At 70.1% G+C, this 23,821-nt stretch carries 26 protein-coding genes; 14 read left to right on the top strand and 12 right to left on the bottom strand.

The features are described from left to right. Window positions 1-3: 3 nt before the first annotated feature. Window positions 4-693, bottom strand: coding sequence for an O-methyltransferase (locus AB0I12_RS07595; RefSeq protein WP_359926030.1), 690 nt, complete (start codon window positions 691-693; stop codon window positions 4-6). A gap of 148 nt (window positions 694-841) precedes the next feature. Then, window positions 842-1,624, bottom strand: a complete 783-nt coding sequence (locus AB0I12_RS07590) for a DeoR/GlpR family DNA-binding transcription regulator (RefSeq protein ID WP_355700302.1) — start codon at window positions 1,622-1,624, stop codon at window positions 842-844. A 119-nt stretch (window positions 1,625-1,743) separates the two neighbouring features. Between AB0I12_RS07590 and AB0I12_RS07585 the strand changes: the two genes are divergently transcribed. Continuing rightward, window positions 1,744-2,607 (top strand): SIS domain-containing protein, encoded by an 864-nt coding sequence (locus tag AB0I12_RS07585; RefSeq protein WP_359926027.1) that lies wholly within the window; start codon window positions 1,744-1,746, stop codon window positions 2,605-2,607. Here the strand turns inward: AB0I12_RS07585 and AB0I12_RS07580 are convergent. After that, window positions 2,594-3,181 carry a GNAT family N-acetyltransferase gene (locus AB0I12_RS07580; protein WP_359926024.1) on the bottom strand — a complete coding sequence of 196 codons (588 nt, stop codon included), beginning with the start codon at window positions 3,179-3,181 and terminating at the stop codon, window positions 2,594-2,596. The genes AB0I12_RS07585 and AB0I12_RS07580 overlap by 14 nt on opposite strands. Then, a complete protein-coding gene (locus AB0I12_RS07575) occupies window positions 3,174-4,343 on the bottom strand; it encodes an MFS transporter (RefSeq protein ID WP_359926021.1) in 1,170 nt (389 codons plus the stop codon). Before AB0I12_RS07575 ends, AB0I12_RS07580 begins: the two co-directional genes overlap by 8 nt. Window positions 4,344-4,417: 74 nt before the next feature. On the opposite strand from AB0I12_RS07575, the gene AB0I12_RS07570 reads away from it, so the two are divergent. The 5 genes from AB0I12_RS07570 to AB0I12_RS07550 all read left to right on the top strand — a co-directional run bounded on the left by AB0I12_RS07570 (window position 4,418) and on the right by AB0I12_RS07550 (window position 9,034). Next, complete coding sequence (locus tag AB0I12_RS07570; protein ID WP_359926018.1) at window positions 4,418-4,948, top strand: CGNR zinc finger domain-containing protein; 531 nt, start codon at window positions 4,418-4,420, stop codon at window positions 4,946-4,948. Between the two features lie 112 nt (window positions 4,949-5,060). Further along, window positions 5,061-6,422, top strand: coding sequence for an extracellular solute-binding protein (locus AB0I12_RS07565; RefSeq protein ID WP_359926016.1), 1,362 nt, complete (start codon window positions 5,061-5,063; stop codon window positions 6,420-6,422). Window positions 6,423-6,456: 34 nt separating this feature from the next. Then, on the top strand, window positions 6,457-7,299 hold the full coding sequence (locus AB0I12_RS07560) for a sugar ABC transporter permease (protein ID WP_359926013.1): 843 nt from the start codon (window positions 6,457-6,459) through the stop codon (window positions 7,297-7,299). Then, the gene (locus tag AB0I12_RS07555; protein WP_355700295.1) at window positions 7,296-8,168 is read left to right on the top strand and encodes a carbohydrate ABC transporter permease; all 873 of its coding nucleotides are present in this window, start codon (window positions 7,296-7,298) and stop codon (window positions 8,166-8,168) included. Before AB0I12_RS07560 ends, AB0I12_RS07555 begins: the two co-directional genes overlap by 4 nt. Continuing rightward, window positions 8,165-9,034, top strand: coding sequence for an NAD(P)-dependent oxidoreductase (locus tag AB0I12_RS07550; protein WP_359926010.1), 870 nt, complete (start codon window positions 8,165-8,167; stop codon window positions 9,032-9,034). The genes AB0I12_RS07555 and AB0I12_RS07550 overlap by 4 nt, the downstream gene beginning before the upstream one ends. Here AB0I12_RS07550 and AB0I12_RS07545 read toward each other — a convergent pair. Then, entirely contained in the window at window positions 9,007-10,002 is a 996-nt protein-coding gene (locus AB0I12_RS07545) for a LacI family DNA-binding transcriptional regulator (RefSeq protein WP_359926007.1), read from the bottom strand. The genes AB0I12_RS07550 and AB0I12_RS07545 overlap by 28 nt on opposite strands. Before the next feature lie 102 nt (window positions 10,003-10,104). Between AB0I12_RS07545 and AB0I12_RS07540 the strand changes: the two genes are divergently transcribed. The 7 genes from AB0I12_RS07540 to AB0I12_RS07510 all read left to right on the top strand — a co-directional run bounded on the left by AB0I12_RS07540 (window position 10,105) and on the right by AB0I12_RS07510 (window position 17,624). Then, complete coding sequence (locus tag AB0I12_RS07540) at window positions 10,105-12,864, top strand: sugar-binding protein (protein ID WP_359926004.1); 2,760 nt, start codon at window positions 10,105-10,107, stop codon at window positions 12,862-12,864. A gap of 63 nt (window positions 12,865-12,927) precedes the next feature. After that, window positions 12,928-13,149, top strand: a complete 222-nt coding sequence (locus tag AB0I12_RS07535; protein WP_359926001.1) for a biotin/lipoyl-binding carrier protein — start codon at window positions 12,928-12,930, stop codon at window positions 13,147-13,149. Window positions 13,150-13,308: 159 nt separating this feature from the next. Further along, window positions 13,309-13,998 carry an RNA polymerase sigma factor SigE gene (gene sigE / locus AB0I12_RS07530; protein ID WP_359925998.1) on the top strand — a complete coding sequence of 230 codons (690 nt, stop codon included), beginning with the start codon at window positions 13,309-13,311 and terminating at the stop codon, window positions 13,996-13,998. Then, complete coding sequence (locus tag AB0I12_RS07525; protein ID WP_359925995.1) at window positions 13,995-14,600, top strand: zf-HC2 domain-containing protein; 606 nt, start codon at window positions 13,995-13,997, stop codon at window positions 14,598-14,600. The genes sigE and AB0I12_RS07525 overlap by 4 nt, the downstream gene beginning before the upstream one ends. A 3-nt stretch (window positions 14,601-14,603) precedes the next feature. After that, entirely contained in the window at window positions 14,604-15,656 is a 1,053-nt protein-coding gene (locus AB0I12_RS07520; protein ID WP_359925993.1) for a transcriptional regulator, read from the top strand. Between the two features lie 73 nt (window positions 15,657-15,729). Continuing rightward, window positions 15,730-17,217, top strand: coding sequence for a trypsin-like peptidase domain-containing protein (locus AB0I12_RS07515; RefSeq protein ID WP_359925990.1), 1,488 nt, complete (start codon window positions 15,730-15,732; stop codon window positions 17,215-17,217). A 68-nt stretch (window positions 17,218-17,285) separates the two neighbouring features. After that, the gene (locus AB0I12_RS07510) at window positions 17,286-17,624 is read left to right on the top strand and encodes a sec-independent translocase (protein WP_359925987.1); all 339 of its coding nucleotides are present in this window, start codon (window positions 17,286-17,288) and stop codon (window positions 17,622-17,624) included. A 1-nt stretch (window position 17,625) separates the two neighbouring features. On the opposite strand, the gene AB0I12_RS07505 is transcribed toward AB0I12_RS07510, so the two are convergent. Beyond that, window positions 17,626-18,036, bottom strand: coding sequence for a hypothetical protein (locus AB0I12_RS07505; protein WP_359925984.1), 411 nt, complete (start codon window positions 18,034-18,036; stop codon window positions 17,626-17,628). A 90-nt stretch (window positions 18,037-18,126) separates the two neighbouring features. Between AB0I12_RS07505 and AB0I12_RS07500 the strand changes: the two genes are divergently transcribed. Continuing rightward, window positions 18,127-18,705, top strand: coding sequence for a helix-turn-helix domain-containing protein (locus AB0I12_RS07500; protein WP_359925982.1), 579 nt, complete (start codon window positions 18,127-18,129; stop codon window positions 18,703-18,705). Here AB0I12_RS07500 and AB0I12_RS07495 read toward each other — a convergent pair. From AB0I12_RS07495 to AB0I12_RS07470, 6 genes are read right to left on the bottom strand one after another with little or no spacing between them, the layout of a single operon-like run. Then, window positions 18,688-19,233: a GNAT family N-acetyltransferase gene (locus tag AB0I12_RS07495; RefSeq protein WP_359925979.1), complete on the bottom strand. Its 546-nt coding sequence runs from the start codon at window positions 19,231-19,233 to the stop codon at window positions 18,688-18,690. The genes AB0I12_RS07500 and AB0I12_RS07495 overlap by 18 nt on opposite strands. Before the next feature lie 26 nt (window positions 19,234-19,259). After that, window positions 19,260-20,405, bottom strand: coding sequence for an Mrp/NBP35 family ATP-binding protein (locus AB0I12_RS07490; RefSeq protein ID WP_359925977.1), 1,146 nt, complete (start codon window positions 20,403-20,405; stop codon window positions 19,260-19,262). Between the two features lie 58 nt (window positions 20,406-20,463). Continuing rightward, entirely contained in the window at window positions 20,464-21,027 is a 564-nt protein-coding gene (locus AB0I12_RS07485; RefSeq protein WP_355700280.1) for a hypothetical protein, read from the bottom strand. 4 nt (window positions 21,028-21,031) lie between these two features. Continuing rightward, window positions 21,032-21,925, bottom strand: a complete 894-nt coding sequence (gene htpX / locus AB0I12_RS07480; RefSeq protein ID WP_359925973.1) for a zinc metalloprotease HtpX — start codon at window positions 21,923-21,925, stop codon at window positions 21,032-21,034. A 46-nt stretch (window positions 21,926-21,971) separates the two neighbouring features. Then, a complete protein-coding gene (locus AB0I12_RS07475) occupies window positions 21,972-22,499 on the bottom strand; it encodes a DUF1003 domain-containing protein (protein WP_359925970.1) in 528 nt (175 codons plus the stop codon). Further along, entirely contained in the window at window positions 22,489-23,778 is a 1,290-nt protein-coding gene (locus AB0I12_RS07470) for a CBS domain-containing protein (RefSeq protein WP_359925967.1), read from the bottom strand. Before AB0I12_RS07470 ends, AB0I12_RS07475 begins: the two co-directional genes overlap by 11 nt. Window positions 23,779-23,821 lie beyond the last annotated feature (43 nt).

The following is a 23,821-nucleotide window of genomic DNA, read 5'->3' as shown; positions in this document are numbered from 1 at the left end:
CGGCTACTTCAGGCGCTTGGCGGCGGTGAGGAGGCCGTCGGAGGTGGGGAGGAGGGCGGAGACCAGGTTGTCGTCGTCGCGGACGGCGCGGATCAGGTCTCGGAGGGCCATCGTGTCGGGGTCGCGGTGGGCGGGGTCGGCGACGCGGCCGCCGGTGAGGATGCCGGCGAAGGCGACGATGCCGCCGGGGCGGAGCAGCCGGAGCGCCTCGTGCAGGTACGCCGTGTTCTCGCGCCGGTCCGCGTCGCAGAAGACCAGGTCGTAGTGACCGTCGGTGAGCCGGGTGACGACGTCCAGCCCGGCGCCGGCGATCAGGCGGAACCGGTTCGACGCGACGCCCGCGTCCAGGAACGTCTTGCGCGCCAGCCGCTGGTTCTCCGCGTCGATGTCGACCGTGGTGAGGGTGCCGTCGGGCCGCATCCCGCGCAGCAGCGCGAGCCCGGAGACGCCGGTCCCGGTGCCGATCTCGACGACCGCCTTCGCGCCCACGCCGGCGGCGAGCAGGCTCAGCGCGGCGGCCGCACCCGGGCCGATCGGGGCGACACCGCTGTCCGCGGCGCTCGCCCGCGCACCGGTGACGACCTCGTCCTCACCAGTGTAGTCCTCGGCGTACGCCCAGGACGTCGGGTCGATGCCGGTGGCGATGGCGTCCTCCCAGTGGTCAGCGAAGTGATGTGCGGCTGCGGTACCCATGCTGAACCGAAGCCTAGCGGTTGGAGGTCCGCTTTCCGTGACGCACGCGCGGACGCTGCGCAGTCTTGCTCATAACAACCTTGCCCTGATCAGATATGATCGTCTCAACGAGACGCGACTCACCTGGTGAGGGAGGTGTGGAGTGAGATCAGGCGCGGATGACGTCGATACCGGCTTCCTTGAAGACGGCGAGCTGGGTCTCGTCGGCCTGGGCGTCGGTGACGAGGGTGTCGATCTCGCTCAGCTCGCAGATCCGGGCGAAGGCGCGCTGCCCGAGCTTGGAGGAGTCGGCGACCACGACCACCTTCGCGGCCCGGCTGACGATCAGCTGGTTGATGTTCGCCTCGCCCTCGTGGTGGGCGGTGGCGCCGGTCTCGTCGATCCCGTCGACGCCGATGAAGGCGATGTCCAGGGACAGGTCCGACAGGATCCGGTGCGACAGCGGACCGATCATCTCGTAGGACTGCGGCCGCGCCACGCCGCCGGTCAGCACCATCTTCACGTGCGGCCGGACGATCAGCTCGTTGGCGATGTTCAGGGCGTTCGTGACGAGCGTGAAGGCCGGCTCGCCGTGCTCCGCGGACAGCTCCGGCCGGGTGGCCAGCGTCCGCGCCACCTCGGAGATCGTGGTGCCGCCGTTCATGCCGATCACCATGCCGCGCCGGACCAGCGTGGCCGCGGCCTGCGCGATCCGCTGCTTCTCGGACGCGAAACGCGCAGTCTTGTAGCGCAGCGGCAGGTCGTACGACACCGCGTTGGCGACCGCGCCGCCGCGGGTCCGGGTGAGGAGCTGCTGCTTGCCGAGATGGTCCAGGTCACGCCTGATCGTGGCCGCGGACACGTGCAGCTGCTCGGCGAGCTCGTCGACGTCGATGGCGCCCTTCTCGGCGAGCGACTCGAGCAAGGTGTTGAGGCGTTCATAACGCTTCACCCGGGGCTCCTCCTTCACACAATCGGTCAGCCGGATGGCGGCTGGTTGGCACCATTCGATCACGTTCGAGCAGTTTCGACCATGACAAGTGCGGAGACGACATGACCCAGACGCCTTTTGTGAGCACTGAGATCGCCAGTCAACCAGACCTCTGGCGACAGGTCTCGGACGGTTTCGCGCAGTACGGCGGTGCGCTTCCGAAGGCCGGCCAGCGCGTCGCGGCCGTCGGGTGCGGCACGTCCTGGTTCATGGCGATGGCCTACGCCGCGCTCCGCGAGGACCTCGGCCAGGGTGAGACCGACGCGTTCGCCGGCTCGGAGTTCCCGGCCGGCCGGTCGTACGACGCGATCGTGGTGATCAGCCGCTCCGGGACGACGACCGAGGTGCTCGACCTGATCCGGGCCACCGACCTGCCGACCGTGGCGATCACCGCGACCGCGGGCTCGCCGATCTTCGACCTGGCCGACCGGACCATCCTGCTGGACTTCGCCGACGAGCAGTCCGTCGTACAGACCCGGTTCGCGACCACGACGCTGGCGCTGCTGCGCGCGTCGCTCGGTGAGGACCTGTCGAAGGCCGCTGCGGACGCTCAGACCGCACTGACCGTCGATGTCGACGACCTGGCCAAGCTCGAGCAGGTCACGTACGTCGGCACGCGCTGGACCGTCGGCCTGGCGCACGAGGCCGCGCTCAAGCAGCGTGAGGCCGCGTCGGCGTGGACCGAGGCCTACCCGGCGATGGACTACCGGCACGGTCCGATCGCCATCGCCCAGCCCGGCCGCGGTGTCTGGATCTTCGGCGAGGCGCCGGCTGGTCTGCTGGACGACGTCGCCGCTACCGGCGCGACGGTCGTGCACCACCGCGACCTGGACCCGATGGCGTCCCTCGTCGTCGCTCAGCGCGTCGCCGTCGCCAAGTCCCTGGCTCTCGGTCTCAACCCGGACCAGCCGCGCAGCCTGTCCCGCTCGGTCATCCTCGGCTGACCGCAGCGGTCATGGGCGCGTCGAGCGTCCATCCCAAGGCGCTGTAGAGCGCCCGTCCGTCCTCCGTTGCCACCAGTACGCCGGCCGTCGCGCCGGCGTACTGCGCAGCGCTCGCCAAGGCGGTCATGACGCTGCGGCCAAGTCCACGCCGGCGATGCTCCGGTGACGTCTCGATCTGGTCGAACATGGCAGCGTCCCGGGCGAGCGCCGCCTTTCCGCGCGCGGCGACCGAGCCGTCAGCAGCCGTCACGGTCACATCGAGGATGGCGCCTCGCTGCGTGTGCGTCAGCTCGTACGACGGCGGGACCACGGCCCGCGTGGCGCTCAACTGTGTCGTCATGAGGTACTCCCGCGGCTGCACCTCCCAGCGAGCATCCAGGGCGACCTCGCCGCGGATCTTGAGCCAGGTGTCAGGACTGCGCAGCCCGTCGACCAACCCAGCGTCGTACGCGTGCAACACGTAGCGGACCGCGTGGCCAGGGAGGCCTACGTCGACGCGAGAGCCACTTGGCAGCGGCACTGGCGCCGGGGTGTTGCGGGAGATGGTCCAGCCATGGACCCAGGCGTCAAGCATGCGCAGGAACCTTCGCGTTGAGGACGGACAGACGACCGATGCCTGCGGCGACCAGGAGCCCGCCGCCTACGACCAGCAGGGTTGCCCTGGCACCGAGGCTCGGTACGAGCAGGCCGGCGGTCGCCTGGCCCAGTGCAGAGGCGCCGACGCGCAGACTGGCCGCCGTGGTGCTGACCCGGCCCTGCAGGGACTCCGGGCTGTACCGCTGCCGCGCGGCGAACATCGCGGGCAACGTGGGACCTTCGAGGAGCCCGGCAAGAAGCGCGAGCACGAGCAGTACGGCGAGCGACGGCGCGAGCGGCCACGTGATGAGAGCCAGGCCGTAAGCGCTGACGGACAGCATCACGACGTACTCCGGTGGCCAGCGCGACTGCAGCCGGCCGAGGAGGAGGGCTGTGGTGACGCTGCCGAGCTCGACCGCTGTCCACAGGTAGCCGGCCGCAGACTCCGGCCGGCCGAGCTCCACCATGTGCAGGGGCAGTGCGATCAGCAGCATTCCGGTGAAGCCCATGAGCAGGGTCGTCGTGATCGTCGAGGCACGCAGGCGCGGGGTGTGTGCGAGGTGGCGGAGACCGCCGACGACAGACACCAGGAACGGCTCGCCACCGGCCCCGCTCGGTGGCAGCGCGGGCAGCCGGCCGATCGCGACGATGCTGAGTCCGGCGGTGACGACGATCACCACGACGGCCGCGTCGACCGAGACCGCGGCGGTAATCGTGGCAGCGGTGGCCGGTCCCGCGATCGCGGCAGCGCTGAAGCTCACCGACTCGAACGAGTTGGCGCGGGCCAGGCGATCCGGACGGAACAGGCTGGGCAGCATGCTCGTGAATCCGCCGCTCACCATTGGCAGCGTGGCGCCGGCGACCGCTGCGAGGGCCGGCGCGATCCAGTGCGGGCTGTTCCCGACGACCAGCAACAGCGCGATCATGACGGCGCCCAGCGTTGCCTGGTTGGCTGCGAGTGCGCTCCGGCGGTGCGGCGTCCGGTCGAGCCAGGCGCCGAGCAGCGGGCCGGTGACGATCGCCGGGAGGGCGTACGCCGCGCCGGTGAGGCCGGCGAGTGCGGGACTGCCGGTGCGGTCCAGCACGAGGAGGACGAGCGTGAAGGCGACCATCTCGTCGGCGAGCCGGGCGAGGGTCGCGGCCAGGTAGTAGCTGAACACGCCGCGGCCCTCCTGTTACGTGAAGATCAGTGTTACGCGTTACGCTAGCAAATACGTTACGACGAGGAGAAGCCGTGGACATTCCGGCCCCCGACCGCTTGGTGCGGCTCGCGGTCGACCTGGTGAACACCCGCACGCTCTCGCCGGAGCGCCTGACGTCGCCGGCCGCGGTGCGCGAGTTCCTCCTCGACCACGGCGAGTCCGACCCGATCACGCTCGACGACGCGGATCTGGTGGCGGTCCGGGCTGTCCGGGAGCGGATCCGGCCGGTGTTCCACGCCGAGCCCGCGACGGCGGCCCGGGTGCTCAACGAGCTGCTCGAGGAGTACGCCGTACGCCCGTATCTGTCCGACCATGACGGATCGCCGTGGCACCTGCACGTGGCCAAACCCGGGGCCACGTGGGCGGAGTGGCTGGCCGCGACGACCGCTCTCGGGCTGGCGAGCTTCGTCGCCGGGCACGGTTTCAAGGCGCTCGCGGTCTGCGCGGCGGCCGACTGTGAGCAGGTCTTCGCCAATGCGGCGGAGAAGCGGCCGCGCCGGTTCTGCACGCCGCGGTGCTCGAGCCGCACGCGCGTGGCGTCGTACCGGGCCCGCCAGGGCTGACTTCCAGGCTGAGCGAAACCAGTTTCGCCTGAGGTCTGGTATTTGCGAAAGCGCTTGCGCTACTCTGCGGAACGGTCGGCTTGCCGATCGCCATCCCCGCAGAGGAGTTCCGATGAACAGGTTTGCCATCCGTTGTGCTGCAGGGCTTTCCGTGCCGTTCCTGCTCGTGGCCTGCTCCAGCGCGCCGTCGTCCGGCGGCGGTTCCAGTTCCCCGGGGCAGGTGACGCTCACGGTCGGTGACCGCCCGAGCAGTTCCGATCCCGCCAACCGGGCGTCCTTCGACAAGAAGGTCGCCGACTTCCAGCAGGCCAACCCGGACATCAAGCTGAACCCGGTGGAGACCATCTGGGACGCGACCACGTTCCAGGCGCAGGCGGCCGGCGGGCAGCTGCCGGACGTGCTCAACGTGCCGTTCACCGAGCCGCAGGGCCTGATCGCCCGCAAGCAGGTCGCCGACCTGACCAAGGTGCTCAAGGACGACGGCCTGCTGGACGAGCTGAATCCGAACGTGCTCAAGATCGGCCAGGACCAGTCCGGCAACGTGTACGCCGTGCCGACCGCCGCCTACTCGGTCGGTCTGGTCTACAACCGCGAGCTGTTCACGAAGGCCGGGCTGGACCCGGACAAGCCGCCGGCCACCTGGGACGAGCTGCGGGCGGACGCCAAGCAGATCGCACAGAAGACCGGGCAGGCCGGCTACGCGCAGATGACCACGAACAACACCGGCGGCTGGATGTTCACCACCCAGACGTACGCGTTCGGCGGCTCGATCGAGAACGAGGACGGCAGCAAGGCGACGTTCGACGACGCGCCGTCCAAGGCCGCGCTGCAGTTGCTGCACGAGATGAAGTGGACCGACAAGTCGATGGGCCAGGCCGTGCTCTACGACATCGACGGCATCTCCAAGGCGTTCGCGGCCGGCAAGATCGGCATGTTCATGTCGGCGCCGGACGCCTACCGCACGCTGGTCCAGACGAACGGCCTGAAGGCGTCGGCGTTCGGCATCGGCCCGATGCCGCAGCAGGGCGGCGGCCACGGCACGCTCAGCGGCGGCAGCGTCCAGATCGTCAGCCCGAACGCGACGGACGCCGAGAAGGCGGCGGCGATCAAGTGGATCAAGTTCGCCTACCTGAACAAGTACGTGAACCAGGACGCGGCCGTGACGAGCGCCAAGAACGGCGTGGCGGCGAAGCTGCCGGTCGGCACTCCGGGTCTTCCGGTGGTCAACGCGGACCAGTGGTCGACGTACCAGTCCTGGATCAAGCCGTACGTCAACGTGCCGCTGGAGAACTTCGCGCCGTACACGAAGGTGGCGGCCGATCAGAAGATCATCCCTGAGCCGCCGGTGAAGGCTCAGGAGGTGTACGCCGCGCTCGATCCGGTCGTGCAGACCGTCCTGGGGAACGCGAAGGCCGACATCCCGGCCCTGCTGACCAAGGCGGCCGGCACGGTGAACGCCAAGCTCGGGCGCTGAGTTGCTCCGCCGCCTGCGCAACGGGGTGCCGGCAGTGCTGTTCGCGCTGCCGGTGCTCCTGGTCTTCCTGGTGTTCTCCTGGGGCCCGATCGTCAAGGGCCTGGTGATGAGCGTCCAGCAGACCAATCTCGTCGATCCGGTGAAGTGGGTCGGGCTGGAGAACTTCCGGTACGTGCTGACCGACCCCGCGGTCGGGCAGGCGTCCCTCAACACGCTCTGGTTCACCCTGCTGGCGTTGCTGTTCGGCTTCCCGGTCCCGGTGCTGCTGGCGATGTTCTTGTCCGAGCTGCGCGGCCGGTCCTGGCTCTACACGACGCTGGCCTACCTGCCGGTGATCACGCCGCCGGTGGTCGCCATCCTGCTCTGGCGGTTCTTCTACGACCCGTCGCCCAACGGGATGTTCAACTCGATCCTCGGCGCTGTCGGACTCGGACCGTTCCTCTGGCTGGACAGCCCGGGCTCGGCGATGCCGTCGATCGTGCTGGAAGCGACCTGGGCCGGTGCCGGCAACGCGGTGATCATCTACCTGGCAGCACTGACCTCTGTGCGCACGGACCTGTACGAGGCGGCCGAGCTGGACGGTGCCGGAGTGGTACGCCGGGTGTGGCACGTCATGTTGCCGCACTTGCGCAGCGTCCTGTTGCTGATGCTGCTCCTGCAGGTGCTCGGAACGATGCAACTGTTCACCGAGCCACTGCTCTTCACCGGCGGTGGACCACAGGGGTCGACGATGACGATTCTGCTGCTCATCTACAACTACGCCTTCGTCAACGGCGACTACGGTGCAGCCACTGCGCTGAGCGTCCTCCTGGCGCTGGCTCTCGCCGTCCTGTCGGCGGTCTTCCAGCTGGCCACGCGTGGCTGGAGTACCGCATGAGTGTGCTGTCGGACTCGGACCGCAAGCTGACCCGGATCCGCGTGCCGTTCGTCATCGGCCAGGTGGTCGTCCTGCTCGGACTGCTGGTGGCCGGGCTCGGACCGCTGCTGTGGTTGCTGAAGGCAGCGATCTCGCCGACGCAGGACAGCATCCGGTCGCCGCTCGCGTGGTTCCCGTCCGGTCAAGTGCAGTGGGGGAACCTCGCCACCGCCTGGCAACAGGGCCACATCGGGTACTACCTCGGCAACACCGCCATGATCGCGGCGGGTACGGCGCTGGCGTCGCTGATCGTCTGTACGACGGCCGGCTACGTGCTAAGCGTGCTGCGGCCGCGCTGGGGCGCACTGCTCTCGGCAGCGATCCTGGCCACGCTCTTCGTACCCCACATCGTCTCGCTCGTACCGCTGTACCTGACCGTGCTGAAAGTACCTGTGGTGCACACCAACCTGACCAACACGTTCTGGGCGGTCTGGCTGCCGCCCGCGGCCAGTGCGTTCAACGTCCTGATCGTGAAGCGGTTCTTCGACGGCATCCCCCGGGAGTACTTCGAAGCCGCCCGGATCGACGGCGCCGGTTCGGTGCGCGTGTTCACCTCGCTGGTGCTCCCACTGTCCCGGCCGATCCTCGGTGTGGTCGTGCTGCTCAGCATCATCTCTTCCTGGAAGGACTACCTGTGGCCCCTGCTGGTGCTGACCAATCCGGATCTGCAGCCGGTCTCGGTGGCGTTGCCGAAGATCGCCAAGGTGACGGAGCTCAACATCCAGTTGGCAGGCCTGTTCCTGGCGCTGCTGATCCCCGTCCTGCTGTTCCTGGTCTTCCAGCGAGCATTTCTGCGTGGCGTGGGCCTGTCTGGGGGGATCAAGGCGTGAAACGCGTTCTCGTCACCGGGGCGGACGGCTCGATCGGCCGCGCCGCGGTGGACGGCCTGCACGCCGCCGGGTACGACGTCACCGGTCTGTCGCTGCGCTACGACCACAGCAGTACGGCGGACCGCGCACTGGTCGGCGACGCGCGGTCGGCGAGTGACGTAGCCGCGGCGCTCGACGGTGTGGACGCCGTACTGCATCTGGCCGCGATCCCGCATCCCAGCCTGGGTACGCCGGAGGAGGTGTTCGAGAACAACGTCGCCGCGACCTTCAACGTCCTGGCGCAGGCGGGGCAGGCCGGTGTCGGCCGGGTGGTGATCGCGAGCAGCATCAACGCGTTCGGCGTACCGATGAACGTGAACGACGTGGAGCCGGCGTACTACCCGCTCGACGAGGAGGTGGAGGCCGACATCGCCGACGCGTACTCGCTGTCCAAGAGCGTCGACGAGCAGAGCGCCCGGATGGCGTGGCGACGCTGGGGGACCAACGTGATCGCGTTGCGCTTCCCGCTCGTGAAGAGCCGCGAGGAGCTGTTCAGGTTTCGCACGATGGTCGAGCGCGATCCGTCCGGAATGGCCCGGGAGGGCTGGGCGTACCTGGACCTGCGGGACGGCATCCGGGCGGTCGTCGCCGCGCTGGAGTCAGCGGCCGCCGGCGCCCAGGTGGTCGGCCTGGCGGCGGACGACATCCTCATCGACCGGCCGACCGGCGAGCTGCTGCGCGAGTACGCCCCGAACGTGCCGCTGCGACGGCCGGTGCGGGGACGTGCGGGCCTGGTCGACACCACGCGAGCCCGGGAGCTGCTCGGGTTCGTGCCGCAGTACTCGATCCACGACGAGGATCAGGTGGTCTTCGCGGTCACGACCTGAGGGGTGACGTAGCGGACGCCGGGCTGCGGGTCCGGGTCGAGCAGATGGGCCGCCACCTGCCGGCCGATCTCCTCGAGGCCGACGTCGATCGTGGTGAGGTGCCGGGAGACCCGCTGGTCGTGCATCAGCTGCTCCCAGTTGTCGACGCCGATCAGTGCGACGTCGCCCGGCACGTCCCGGCCGGACGCCCGGACCGCACGCTCGGCGCCCCGGCCGATCGCGTCGCTGCCGCAGAAGATCGCGTCCACCTCCGGCGCCTCGGCCAGCAGCTCGGCGACGGCCTCCTCGCCCCAGTCCTCGCGCCAGCGCCCGAAGCGCACCGGGCTCGCCCACTGCAGTCCGGCCTCCGCCAGGACCTCCGCGGCGCCGGCCGCGCGGCGCTGGGCGGCGTTGTCGTGCGGCTCCGCGGTGATGTGGGCGATCCGCCGGCGGCCCTTCGACAACAGGTGCCGGACGGCGAGCCGGCCGATCTCCTCGTCGTCGGCGGTGATCGTGACGTCGTCCGGGTCCTCGGTGAAGGTGAACGCGTAGATCACCGGGACGTCGAAGCGGCTGGTCAGCGACGGGCTCGGGAACGACGTGCCGGTGCCGATCACGATCACGCCGTCGATCCGGCGGGCCCGCAGTTGCAGGATCGACTCGGTGACGTCGCGGTCGCCGATCCGCGCGTCGTACAGCAGGATGGCCTGCTCCTTGGCGCCGAGCTCGGTCGCGGCGGTGGCCAGCACCACGCGGGTGAACGGGTTCGAGGCGCGATGGGTGAGCACGCCGATCGTCTGGCTGCGGCCGCGGGCGAACGAGCGGGCCAGGGCGTTGTGCCGGAAGCCGAGCCGGTCCGCGGTCGTGCGGACGTGCTCCCGGGTGGCTTCCGAGATCCGGTCGGTGCCGTTCAGCGCCTTGGAGGCCGTCGACAGCGACACCCCGGCCGCGGCGGCGACGTCGGACAGCGTGATCACCTGATCGGCCATGTGCTCATCGTAGTCAGCTTCGAGCCGTTGACACGGGCTCGCCGGGGCATCAGGGTGTGATTTGCGAAACCGCTTTCGCTTCCTCTGGGAGGAGAAAACTCCATGACCCGTCGCCGCTCCGGCGCAGTCAGTCTTCTCACGGCCGGCTTGCTCCTCGCCGCCGTACTGCAGTCACCCGCCCGCGCGGCCACGACGGCCGCGCCGACTCTGACGATCACGCCGACCACGGTGGGCAACACGTTCACCGTCGGGCAGCAGGTACAGCTGGGCTTCAGTACCGACGCCACCACCGTCAGCTGGACTGTCCGCGACGCGGGTGGCACCGAAGTGGCCAAGGGCTCCGCGCCGGCCGCCACGCTCAACGGACAGCTCACCCTGCCGATCAGTACGCCCGGCTGGTACCAGACCGACCTGACAGCTGTCGGGGCCGACGGTACGACGACGCTCGGCGGCACCGACTTCGCCGTACTGACGCCGCACGACTTCTCGACGTCCACCGACACGCGGATCGGTGTCGCCGGCGCGCTGGCGTTCGGAGGTGCGGCCAACCCAGGGCTGGAAGCCGTCCCATTGATGGCCAAGGGCGGGATCTCCACCGACCGCGACGAGGCTTTCTGGTCGGCCGCGGAGACCACCAAGGGAGTCATCCAGTTCCCGCAGCGGTACAAGGACTACAAGGCCGCGCTGGACGCCAACAACATCGACTTCCTGAACATCCTCGACTACGGGAACACGCTGTACTACCCGGACGAGGCGCCCGCCACGGACGAGCAGCGCGAAGCCTTCACCCGGTACGCCGTCGCGGCCGTCGACCAGTGGGGGACCGAGCACACGACGTACGAGCTGTGGAACGAGTGGAACCTGCGGGACCCGAACGGCGCTGCCAAGGGCAGCCCGGAGAACTACGTCGCACTGCTGAAGATGGTGAGTCCCGCGGTGCGGGCGAAGCACCCGGACGTGAAGCTGACCGGTCCGTCGCTGGCGGTCATCAACGACTGGCAGGGCTGGTTCACCAAGTTCGCCGACCTCGGCGGGCTGGACTACGTGGACGCGGTGACCATCCACCCGTACGTGCAGCCTCTCGACCCCGAGGCCTCGGTCACCTACGTCAACACCATCCGCAACATCATGGCGGCGCACGACTCGACCAAGCCGATCTACATCAGCGAACAGGGCTGGGCGACGGGCACGAACCCCAGCGCGGTCTCCGAGCCGGCCCAGGCGCGTGACCTGGTGCGCGGCAACCTGCTGGCGTACGGCAACGGTGTGGCGCGCTACAGCTCCTACAACTTCATGGACTCGGGCACCGACCCGTCCAACGTCGAGCACCGGTTCGGCCTGGTGCGCAACCGGCTCGACGCGCGCGGTGCGCTGGTACCCAAGCCGTCGTACGTCGCGACCGCCGTGCTCGCCCGTCAGATCGACGAGCTCCCGTTGATCGGCCAGACCCGTTTCGGCTCCAACGGGTACGACGTGGCGTTCAACGCGGGCGGTGGACAGAGCGTCCACGCAGTCTGGTCCACCACGCCAGGGGTGGTCGCTGCCACGGCACCCGCCGGCTCGACCGTCCAGGTGACCAATCTGTACGGCGTCGAGACGACACTGACAGCGGATGCGGGTGGGCACGTCTGGGTGACCGCCGGCCCGGACCCGGTCTACCTGAAGGGTGCGATCACCGGACCGATGCTGCCGTCCGGCCGCTTCGCGATGTCGGTCGGCCCGGAGATCGCCGGTGACCCGGCCGCCGGCACACTGACGTTCACCAACCCGGACTCGGTCACCCACGCGTTCACGGTCTCCGCGGGCGGCGCCGAAACCAGCGGCTCGGTCGCGCCGGGCGCCACGGCCACTGCACCGGTGACCTACCCGGCACAGGAGTCCACGGGGCCGCGGACGTACTCGGCCACGGTGACGGTCGACGGCCGTGCGGTCGCGGTCATCTCCGCCGCGGGCACGGCCACCCCGCCGCTGTCCGTCACGGGCTCACACGTGCTCAACGGCAGCGGGCAGGGCCTGCTCCGCTTCCGTGTCACCAACGCTTCGTCACACGACCTGCCGATCGCTGGTCTGGACTGGGTGTCCGGTACGGCGTCCGGAACGCTGCTGGCCGACACCACGGTGGCCGCTCACGCCACTGTGCAGGCCGACGTCCCGCTCCCGGACGTGTCGACCTGGTCTGCGAACCTCAGGCGCACCGGTCTGGCCGACATCAAGGCCTCCGGCAAGCTCGTACCGGTCGCTGCGCCGACGGTCGCGAAACGCCATACGGTCACGCTCGACGGGGCCATCGACCCAGCGGTGGCCAGGCAGCCCGCCATCGCGCTGGAAGGCACGGGCACGCCACCGGTGACGGGATGGGGCGGGCCGAGCGACCTGTCCGGGTCGTTGTGGCTCACGCACGACGACCAGAACCTGTACCTGTCCGCCAAGGTCACCGACGACGTGTTCTCCCAGCCGAACCGCGCCGGCAACATCTGGGGCGGAGACGGGATCCAGCTCGGTATGACAGCGGGTGCGCCCGGTGAGGCCACAAGCACCCAGGAGATCGGTGTGGCGCTCACTGACGCCGGTCCGGTGGACACCTGGCGCTGGACGCCGACCTCCCGGACCGGTACGCCGCCCGGGGTCCAGGCCAAGGTCGTGCGGGACGAGGCCGCGCACACCACGACGTACGAGATCGCCGTGCCGTGGAGCACGCTCGGGTTCGCCGCCGAGGACCGGCTGCTGTCGGCCACCGTGGTCCTCAACGAGAACGACGGCACCGGGCGGCGCGGCTGGCTGACCTGGGGCAAGGGCGTCGCCGAGACCAAGAACCCGGCGCTGTTCAACGCCGTCCGGCTGGACCCGGCTGCCGCCCCGTGACCGGCGCCCTGGCCCGGTCCGCCTAGGATCGGGCCAGGGATTCCGGACCGCGAGGAGTGCGAGTTGAGTCACACCGTGCTGGCCGAGCTGGTGGCCAACGTGCTGAAGGTCACCGCCAAGGCCGGGGACACGGTGGGCCCGGACGACACACTGGTCATCCTGGAGTCGATGAAGATGGAGATCCCGGTGCTGGCCGAGGTGGCCGGCACGATCTCCGAACTGAAGGTCGCCGAGGGCGAGGTCGTCCGCGACGGCGACCCGATCGCTGTGATCGAGGAGACATAGTTCAACCGAAATGACCTCTCAAGCGTCTTGGGTAGTGAGGGCACCGGCCGGGAACTTCCGGCCGGGGCGCCGCGTTGAGCCGACGTACAGCGAACCCACGGAACTCAGGGTCGAACCCGGGTTCTCCCGACGTGCGCAGAGGACGGTGACCGCGGCACCATGGCCTTCACGCTCATTGCCGAGAGGACCCAGGGAGGCGTCGCGGTGAAGCCGTTCGACACGTCGACCGTGCGGTCGGTCCCCGCACCCCAGCAGGTGCCGGAGGTACCGGATGCGCTGCCGTCGTGGGACGAGATCGTCCGCACCCACTCGGCGCGCGTCTACCGCCTGGCGTACCGGCTGACCGGGAACAAGCACGACGCCGAGGACCTGACCCAGGAAGTGTTCGTCCGGGTCTTCCGCTCGCTGTCGTCGTACACGCCGGGCACGTTCGAGGGCTGGCTCTACCGCATCACCACGAACCTGTTCCTGGACGGCGCCCGCCGCAAGCAGCGGATCCGGTTCGACGGCCTGCCCGAGGACGCCCACGACCGGCTGCCGGCCAAGGGCGAGGGCCCGGCCGAGAAGCTGGACTCCGACCTGTTCGACCACGACGTCCAGGACGCGCTCGACGCGCTGCCCGAGGACTTCCGCGCCGCCGTCGTACTGTGCGACATCGAGGGCATGACGTACGACGAGATCGCGGACGTCCTGGACGTGAAGCTCGGCACCGTCCGCAGCCGCATCCACCGCGGCCGGTCGATGCTGCGCAAACACCTCGAGCACCGCGCCCCGCGCTCCGGCCAGACCCGGGTCGGTGGCCCGCCCGTCGACGGCGGCCTGTTCGGCGACGGGGGTGACCTCGCATGACGCACCCGCTGGACAAGCTGAGCGCCGTGGTCGACGGCCAGCTCGACCACGACTCGCGTGACAGGGTCCTGAGCCACCTGGTCGGCTGCGACACCTGCCGTGCCGAGGTGGACGCTCAGCGCCGGGTCAAGGCACGGATGGCCGCGCTGGAGTCGCCGGATCCGTCCACCGACCTGATGCAGCGCCTGATGGGTGTCTCGTCGTTCTCGACCGAGCCGCGCGAAGAGGTCCGCCCGGTGATGACGCCGGTCAGCCTGTTCCCGCAGCGGTCCGCGTTCCCGGCCGGGCGCAGCACCGGCGGCACCCGGCCCGGAACCGCCCGCGGCACCCGGTCCCGCCGCCGCGCCGGCGTCCTCGGTGCGGCCGGCTCGGCCGCCGCGGTCGCCTCCCTGCTCGGTACGGCGTTCGTCGTCGGCGACCCGGCCCGCTCGGAGCAGCCCCCGACGCTGCAGCCCCCGGTTGCGAGCTTCTCGTCCGACCACGCGAGCACCAGCAGCGGTGCGCCGTTCGCGGACCCGGTCGCGCTGCTGAACTCCTACAACGGCGCGGGGTACGCCGGGCTGAATTCGACGCTGCGGCCGGTGGCCCTGACAGGACGCTGACCGGTGAGCCTGTCCCGGCTCGCTGTGCTGGTCAGCACCGCCCTGATCGGCTTCGGCCTGCCCACCTCCGCGGCCGCCGTGCCGGCGCTGACCAAGGCGGACTCGCCGACGGCGGTCAGCTGGCTGCAGCGCGCGGCCGCCGCACCGAACCACGTCTCGTACCACGGCACGCAGATCATCACGTCCTGGGGACCGCAGGGCTCGAGCTCCGCGATGCTGGACGTCGTGCACGCCGCGTCGCAGGGCTCCGAGATCAGCGTGCTCGGCTCGTCCGCTCCGGGCGCCAAGGCGTTCGTGCAGCGCGCCACCACCACGGACGCGGCGGTCGACGGCGGACCGCTGGCGTTGCTGCAAGCGACGTACCAGCTGGTCGACAAGTGCTGCACAGACTTGATCGGTCGCAGCGCCGTGCTCGTCGAGGCGCTGCGGAGTGACCAGACGCTGGCGGCGAAGTTCTGGATCGACAAGGCCTCCGGGCTGCTCCTGCAGCGTCAGCTGTTCAGTGCGGACGGCAAGACGATGGTGCGAGCCACTGTCTTCACCGAGCTGGAGATCGAGAGCTCGGAGTTCCTCGGCCACCTGCCGCCGACGGTGCCCAGCGGCGTCGAGGCGGTCGGCATGGGCAAGGTCGGCCACCTGCGCTCCGAGGGCTGGGTCTGCGCGCCGGAGCTGCCTGCCGCCCTCAAGCTCTACGACGTCCACCGGGACACCACCAACGGCTCCCTGCAGTTCTCGTACTCGGACGGCCTGTTCAACGTCTCGCTGTTCGAGCAGCGCGGCGCACTGGACCCGGCCGCCGTGGAGGGCTTCGGCGCCACCGACAGCCCGGGTGTCTACGTGCGCTACGGCATGCCGTCGTACGTCGTCTGGTCTTCCGGGGGCATCGTCTACACGCTGATCGGCGACCTGCCGCCCGACCAGCTCGGACAGGTCGTCCGATCGTTCCCGCACGAGCGGCCGGTCAAGGTGAGCGCGATCCAGCGGCTGGGCACCGGGCTGGCCAAAATCGCGACCTGGCTGACTCCGATGGGTGCACTTTCGCCGAAGCTGGGATAATCGAAGATGGAACCTCCTCCGGTTACCGCCGGGGGGCTCCACCGACGACCACGACGATGTGAGGCGGGGCACCGTGACCAGCGACGACGCCGAGCCGACAGTTCCGAACCCGGCGACCGCGGATCCCACCGCGGAGCTGCCCGCCGCGCCTGCCGCGAACGGGCCCGCCGAGGCCGCGCCGAGCGCGAACGGGAACGGGCCGTCGGCTGGTCCGCCGGTGACCGCACTGGCCCCGCCGGCGCCCGGCGCGGGCGCGATGCCGCTGCGCACGCCAGGGTCGGACGCGGCCTACCGGCAGACCAACGGTGGCCGCTCCACCACGCAGCGCAGCTTCGGGCGTCCTGAGCCGCAGCAGAGCTTCCGTCCGGTCTACCCGGGACAGGCCTGGCCGACCGAGCAGCCGCAGTACCGGCCGGCGTACGTGCCGCCGCCACCCGCCGACTGGCACCAGCAGCAGGCCCGTTCGTACGCGTCGGAGCCGCAGAAGGTGAACCGGGTCGTCACGATCGCTGCCCTGGTCGCTCTCGTCATCGGTGTCCTCGCCGGAGCCGGTGCCGCGACGGCCGTGGTCGCTCTGAGCGGCAACGGCACCCCGATCGCGCAGCAGCCCGATCCGCCCGTCGGCACCGGGGCCGACCCCAAGATCCGCACCGGCTCGGTGTCCGCGGTCGCCTCGACCCTGCTGCCGAGCGTCGTGCAGCTGAAGGTCCAGGGCTCGGACAACTCCGACGCCACCGGGTCCGGGTTCGTGATCGACAACGTCGGCCACATCTTGACCAACAACCACGTCGTCGCGGCCGCGGCCACCGGCGGCTCGATCCAGGTCGTCACGAACGACAACAAGACCGCGACCGCGCGGCTCGTCGGCCGCTCCCCGGCGTACGACCTGGCGGTCGTCCAGGTGGCCGGCCTGACCGCGCCGTCGGTGAAGTTCGGCCGGTCGGACCAGGCGGTCGTCGGGCAGGACGTGGTGGCGATCGGCTCGCCGCTCGGGCTGGCCGGCACCGTCACGTCCGGCATCATCTCGGCGAAGAACCGCCCGGTGACCACCGGCGACGACACCGGACAGGCCTCGTCGTACATCAGTGCGCTGCAGACCGACGCCGCGATCAACCCGGGCAACTCCGGCGGCCCGCTGGTCGACATGAACGCGCGGGTGATCGGGGTGAACTCCGCGATCGCCACCGTGCGCGGCTCCGAGGAGGGGCAGAGCGGGAGCATCGGGCTCGGGTTCGCGATCCCGATCGACCAGGCCCGGCGGACGGCCCAGCAGCTGATCGCGACCGGCAAGGCGTCGTACCCGGTGATCGGGGCCAGCGTCGACATGACGTTCGAGGGCGGCGGCCGGGTCAGCGCGGTCAGCCCGAGTTCGCCGGCCGCGCGGGCCGGTCTGCGGGTCGGTGACGTGATCACCGCGGTCAACAACGACCCGGTGGACAGCGCCGAGGTGCTGATCGTCGCGATTCGTACCCACCAGCCGGGAGAGGCCGTGCGGCTCGCGTACGAACGCGGCGGACGGTCCCGGACGGTTACGCTCACTCTCGCCCAGCAGATCGGCTGAAGTCCCGTGACCGGAGTCGGGTTACCCTTGTCGGCGTCCGAAGCGATGTACAGAAGTGAGGTGCGGGCATGTTCGGCATCGGGCCACTCGAACTGGTCGTGATCGCGATCGTCGCCGTGCTCGTCTTCGGACCGGATCGGCTGCCGGAGTTCGCGCGGACGGCGGGACGGCTGCTGCGGCAGGTCCGTCAGATGGTCACCAACGCGCAGAACGACCTGCGCAGCGAGCTCGGCCCGGAGTACGCCGACCTCGAACTGCAGGACCTGAACCCGAAGAACTTCGTCCGCAAGCACCTCCTCGACCCGATCGAGGACGAGGTGAAGTCCGTGAGCACCGACTTCACCGACACCACGCCGCCGCGCCTCCCGGCCGGGGCCAAGCCGCCGTTCGACCCCGAGTCGACCTGACCTACCTGCGCCGGAGCAACACAACGGCTCCGGCGAGCACGGGCAGGAGTGCCAGGACTCCCCACAGTGGTGGGAACGGGTGTACGCCGTACTCGGTGACGAACAGCAGGGTCAGCCCGGCGCCGAGCGTGAGCAGGACCGCGAGCACGGCGACCCCGATCACGACCGGTCGCGGCCTGCGCGCGACGGCGACCACCGCCAGCCAGATCAGCGCGTTGACGACGGCTACGGCGTACACCACGCCGTAGACCGTCCCGGACGTGATCGTCTTGCCGTACGGCGCATAGACGGACGCGGCGTGGTCGAACAGGCTGCGACCGCCTGACTGATCCACGATCGCGACGACGGCGAGCACCAGCGAGAGCCCGACGGCGAGCAGCGCTGTGCGACTTTCTGAAAGTGACTGTCTCATGCAAGTGACTGTACGAACGGCGGTTCGTGGCGGTCAAGAGTTTTAGACAGTGACTTGCTGAAGCGTGAGACTGTCTCTTAGGGTCGAGGTATGACCGGTCTACGGGCGCGCTGGCGCGAGAAGGCGCGGCGGACGATCCAGGAGCGTGCGCTCGACCTGTTCGACGAGCGCGGCTTCGGCGCCGTGACGATCGAGGAGATCGCCGCCGCGGCCGAGGTGTCGCCGTCGTCGGTCTACCGCTACTTCGGCACCAAGGAGGGCCTGCTCGTCGCCGACGAGTTCGACACGATGAGCGAGGAGGCACTGGCCGAGCTGTTCGACCCCAGGGACCCGGTGGGCACGATGACCCGGATCGTCCGCGACTACGAGGCGGTCCCGGCCGACGGCGAGCCGGCCCCGTGGCGGCGGATCCGCTACTTCTTCAAGGAGCCGTCGGTGCGGACGGCGTTCTGCGCGTCGCTGGACCGCGCGAGCCAGCGCATCGCCCCGCTGATGGCCGGCGGCCGCTTCACCGAGACCCAGGCCCGGGTCGCCGCCAACGCCCTTGTTTTCGGGTACTTCTCGGCGTTGGAGCAGTGGTATCTCGACGGCGGCGTGCGCTCCGTCGCGGAGTACGTCGAGGAAGGTCTGGCGCCGTTGCGCCCGATCTGGTCAGTCGGTGATCAGTAGGTCGTAGGTGACCTTGTCGTCGACGCGGGTGGCGATCTGGAACGCGGCCCGCTCGGTGCCGACGTGCCGGAATCCGGCCTTCTCGGCGGTACGCCGGGCCGCCGCGTTCGTGGCCGCCGTACGGATGAACAGCCGCCGGCCGCCGAAGCCGCCGTCGTTCGCGGGGGCGAAGTACCACCGGGCGACGGCCTGGACCGCCTCGCTCATCACGCCGCGACCCTGCGCCTCGGGGTGCATCCAGAACCCCACCTCGGCGTCGCGGACCTCGCCGCGGGTGTGGATGCCGAACAGCGTGAGGTTGCCGAGCCCCTGATCGGTGCCCGCGTCTGCCACGCACCAGTTGAACCGCGTCCCGGCGGACGCCTGCTCGGCCATGTCCTTCAGCCAGAAGCGCGCGTCCTCGACAGTGAAGGGCTGCGGGATGAACGGCAGGAACAGCGCGGTCGCGGCGTTGGTGCGGGCAGTGGCGACCCGTTCGAGCTCGTCGTCACGCCACCTGCGCAACCGCAGCCGTGCCGTCTCCAGCACCGGGTGGAACACAGTGCCGGTTGCTGTCAGCGGCCGGCGGGGGACAGGCCCAGCTGGCGCCCGAGGAGACCGCGCGGCTTGCCGCCGAGCGTCTGCGCGATCTTGTCGAGCATCTGCGCGGCAGGGGTGTCCGGGTCCGCGGCCGTGAGCGGCTGACCGAGGTCGCCGCCGGAGCGGAGCCGCTCGTCCAGCGGGATCTCGCCGAGCAGCGGGATCTGGTAGCCGAGACGCGCGGACAGCGTCTCCGCGACCCGCGTACCGCCGCCGGTGCCGAAGATCTCGATGCGGTGCTCCGGGCCGCAGTGCGGGCACGGCAGGTACGACATGTTCTCGACCACGCCGGCCACCCGCTGGTGCACCATCTGCGCCATCGTGCCGGCCCGCTCGGCCACCTCCGCGGCGGCCTCCTGCGGGGTCGTCACGACGATCACCTCGGCGCTGGTGAGCCGCTGGCCGACCGAGATCGCGATGTCGCCGGTGCCCGGCGGCAGGTCGAGGAGCAGGACGTCGAGGTCGCCCCAGTACACGTCCGCGAGCATCTGCACCAGCGCGCGGTCCAGGATCGGGCCGCGCCAGGCGACCACCTGGTCGCGCTTCGGCTTCAGCATGCCGATCGAGATCACCTTCACGCCGTGCGCGGGCACCGGCATGATCATGTCGTCGACAGCGGTCGGCCGCTCGTCCGCGACGCCGAACATGGCCGGCACCGAGTGGCCGTAGATGTCCGCGTCGAGCACACCGACCGACAGGCCCTGCCGTGCCATCGCGACCGCCAGGTTCACCGTCACCGACGACTTGCCCACGCCGCCCTTGCCGGACGCGATCGCGAACACCTTGGTCAGCGAGTCGGGCCGGGAGAACGGGATCTCCTTCTCGGCCACGCCGCCGCGCAACTGGGTCTGCAGGGCCGCACGCTGCTCGGCCGACATCACGCCGAGGTCGATCTCGACGCCGGTGACGCCGTCGAGTTTGCGCACCGCGGCGGTCACGTCGCGGCGCAGCGTGTCCTTCATCGGACAGCCGGCGACGGTCAGCAGGATGCGGACCGCGACCACGCCGTCCTCACGCACGACGACGGACTCGACCATGCCCAGATCCGTGATCGGTTTCTTGATCTCCGGGTCCAGCACACCACCGAGCGCCGTGGTCACCTGATCAGCAGTGGGAGCCATGCCCCAAGGCTACGTGCTCGCCCCACTCCACCCGACCGCGGTCCGTGTGATGCTCACTTCACAGCCCTGGTGCCCCGTAGATCGGGAACCAGCGGGAAAGGTCCTGCTCGAAGTTGAGGTCCGCGCCGACCACCGACTTGATCTGGAGTTCCTGGGCGTTGTCGCGGCGGTCGGCGCCGACGGGGACGAACGGGTACCAGGAGCCGCGTTTGTAGAGGTAGACGAGGCCCAGCGACTGGCTGCCGTTGGTGAACGCGACGAGCGTGCACAACAGAGCGTTGCCGAAGCCCGCGTCGACGAGGGAGCTGTTGACCGCGTGCAGGTCGGTGACCAGCGTCTCCAGGTCGTCGGGAGCCGTCTGCCGGACCAGCCAGGTGAAGCCGTACGAGTCCGTCGTACTGGAGAACTTGGCGTTGTCCAGCGCGAGCAGCTTGTCGACCTCCTCGCGCAGCGCGGTGAACCCGCCGCCCTCGGCCGCCTTGAAGCAGACCGACCCGCTGCCCGTCGGACGGTAGCCGGCCGCGGTCTCCAGGGTGATCGCGGCCGACGGAAGTGAGAACAGCTGGTCGAGATTCGGCGGCACAGCCTTGCTGCGCCCGAGCAAGATGTCGAGAAGGCCCATAGGTCTAAGCTTGCTCGCCCAGCTCGCGGGAGAGGGCGCCGAGGCGGTCGAGGCGTGTCTCGAGCGGCGGGTGCGTCGAGAACAGCGACGAGACGCTCTTGCCGGACAGCGCCGGCGCGAAGAAGAACGCGTTGAACGCCTGCGCCTGGCGCAGGTCGCGGGACGGGATCCGGGCGATGTCCCCGCTGATCTTCGTCAGCGCCGATGCCAGCGTCGACGGTCTGCCGGTGAGCATCGCCCCGGCCCGGTCCGCGGCCAGTTCGCGGTACCGCGACAGCGCCCGGGTGAGCAGGAACGAGATCGCGTAGACGACGACCGACACCGCGATGATGGTCAGGACGACGAGGGCCGCGTTCTGGTCCCGGTTCCGCCCGAGGCCGCCGTACAGGCCGAAGCGGGTGATGAGGCCGGCCAGGACGCCGAGGAACGACGCGATCGTCATCACCGCGACGTCACGGTGCGCGACGTGCGAGAGCTCGTGCGACAGCACGCCCTCGAGCTCGTCGTCGTCCAGCCGGCGCATGATGCCGGTGGTCACGCAGACCACCGCGTTCTTCGGGTTGCGGCCGGTGGCGAACGCGTTCGGCAGGTCGACGTCGGCGATCGCGACCCGCGGTTTCGGCATGTCGGCGAGCGCGCACAGCCGGTCGATCGCACCGTGCAGCTGCGGCGCCTCCTCGGGCGTCACGATCCGGCCGTGCATCGCGTACAGCGCGACCCGGTCGGAGAACCAGTACTGCGCGAACAGCGCGCCGCCCGCGATCACCACCGCCAGCACCGCGCTCTTGGTCAGCGCGATCAGCAGCCCCACGAAGCCGACGTACAGCAGTCCGAGCAGGAAGGCCGTGATCAGCATCCGGCTGGACAGCCCACGATCAGGAGCGAATCGAGTCTTCATCCCCATGTCCTTCTTCTTCTCACCTGATAGTGAGCGTAGCTCGGGGTCAAACCCGGTCGTCCTCGCGAGTGTCCAGGTCGGCGAGCAGCGAGCGCAGCTCGGAGCGCAGGAAGTCCCGGGTGGCGACCTCGCCGACCGCCATCCGCAGCGACGCCATCTCGCGGGCCAGGAACTCCATGTCCGCCCGGGTCCGGGCGTCCACGTCCCGGTCCCGCTCGTACTGCACCCGGTCGCGGGCCTCCTGCCGGTTCTGCGCGAGCAGGATCAGCGGGGCGGCGTACGACGCCTGCAGGCTGAGCGCCAGCGTGAGGAAGATGAACGGGTACTCGTCGAAGCGCAGGCTCGCCGGGGCGAAGATGTTCCAGCCGACCCAGAACAGGATGGTCGCGGTCATGTAGACCAGGAACTGCCCGGTGCCGAGGAACCGCGCGATCCGCTCGGACAGCCGCCCGAACGCGTCGGCGTCGTACGCCGGGCGCGGGACGAAGGTGCGCCGCCAGTCCCGGGGCACGTCGAGCCGGGTGCTCCCGCGGAACATCCGGCGCTCGTCCATGCTGCGGTCGTCACGGGGCATCGTGGTCCACCTCCTGCGGCTCGGGCCGGTCGGGCTCGTCGGGATGGTCGTGCTCACGCCAGTCCTCGGGCAGCAGGTGGTCGAGGACGTCGTCGACCGTGACCGCGCCGATCAGCCGGCCCTCGTCGTCGAGCACCGGCGCGGCGACCAGGTTGTACGTCGCGAGGTACTTGCTGACCGTGTTCAGGCTGTCGTCGGGCCGCAGCCCGTCCAGGTCGGTGTCCAGGACGGCCGACACCAGCTCCGACGGCGGCTCGCGCAGCAGCCGTTGGATGTGGCCGATCCCGATGAACCGTCCGGTCGGTGTCTCGAGCGGCGGTCGGCAGACGTAGATCATCGCGGCGAGCGCGGGGCTCAGCTCCGCGTTGCGGACCCGGGCGAGCGCATCGGCGACAGTGGCGTCCACGGGCAGGATGACCGGCTCCGACGTCATCAGACCGCCGGCGGTGTGCTCCTCGTAGGTCAGCAGCCGCCGGACGTCCTCGGCCTCGTCCGGCTCCATCAGCGTCAGCAGGCGCTCGGCCGTCTCGGTCGGCAGCTCGGCGATCAGGTCGGCCGCGTCGTCCGGCGACATCTCCTCCAGCACGTCGGCCGCCCGTTCGGTGTCCAGGCCGTCGAGGATCTCGACCTGGATGTCCTCGGGCAGCTCCTCGAGTACGTCGGCCAGCCGCTCGTCGTCCAGCGCGACCGCGATCTCCTTGCGCCGCTTGGGGGACAGGTCGTGCAGTACGCCGGCCAGGTCCGCGGGCCGCATCGACTCGAAGGCGGCCAGGATGTGCGTCGCGCCCTGCCCCTCCTCGATGCGCGTGAACCCGCTGACGTCGCCCCAGTCGAGCACATGGGTCTGCCCGCGGCGCCGGAACCGTTTGGAACCCTCCCGGACCGCCACCTTGGTCAGCATCCAGTCCCGGGCCCGCCGCTGCTCCATGGCCATGTCGAACACCACCGCGGTGGCGCCGGTGTCGGCGATGGTGACGGTCCGGTCGAGCAGCTCGCCGAGCACGAGCACCTCGGTCGCGCGCTGCTCGAAGCGGCGCATGTTGAGCAGTCCGGTGGTGATCACGTGGCCGACGTCGACCGAGGTGACCCGGGTCATCGGCAGGAAGATCCGGCGCCGGGTGAACACCTCGACGACCAGGCCCAGCACACGCGGCGGCTGGTCGCCCTGACGCATCATGGCCACCATGTCCCGGACCTTGCCGACCTGGTCCCCGTTGGGGTCGTACACCGGCAGCCCCGCCAGCCGAGCGACGTAGACCCGCGACGGTGATCCGCTCATGTCCGAAGGCTAACCCGCAGAGGCCGGGTCCCGGCTGAGGACG

It is taken from the genome of Kribbella sp. NPDC050459 (assembly GCF_040655315.1).
Taxonomy (GTDB): domain Bacteria; phylum Actinomycetota; class Actinomycetes; order Propionibacteriales; family Kribbellaceae; genus Kribbella.
The sequence above is the reverse complement of the archived record's forward strand: the minus strand, read 5'-3'. Positions and strand labels throughout refer to the sequence as shown.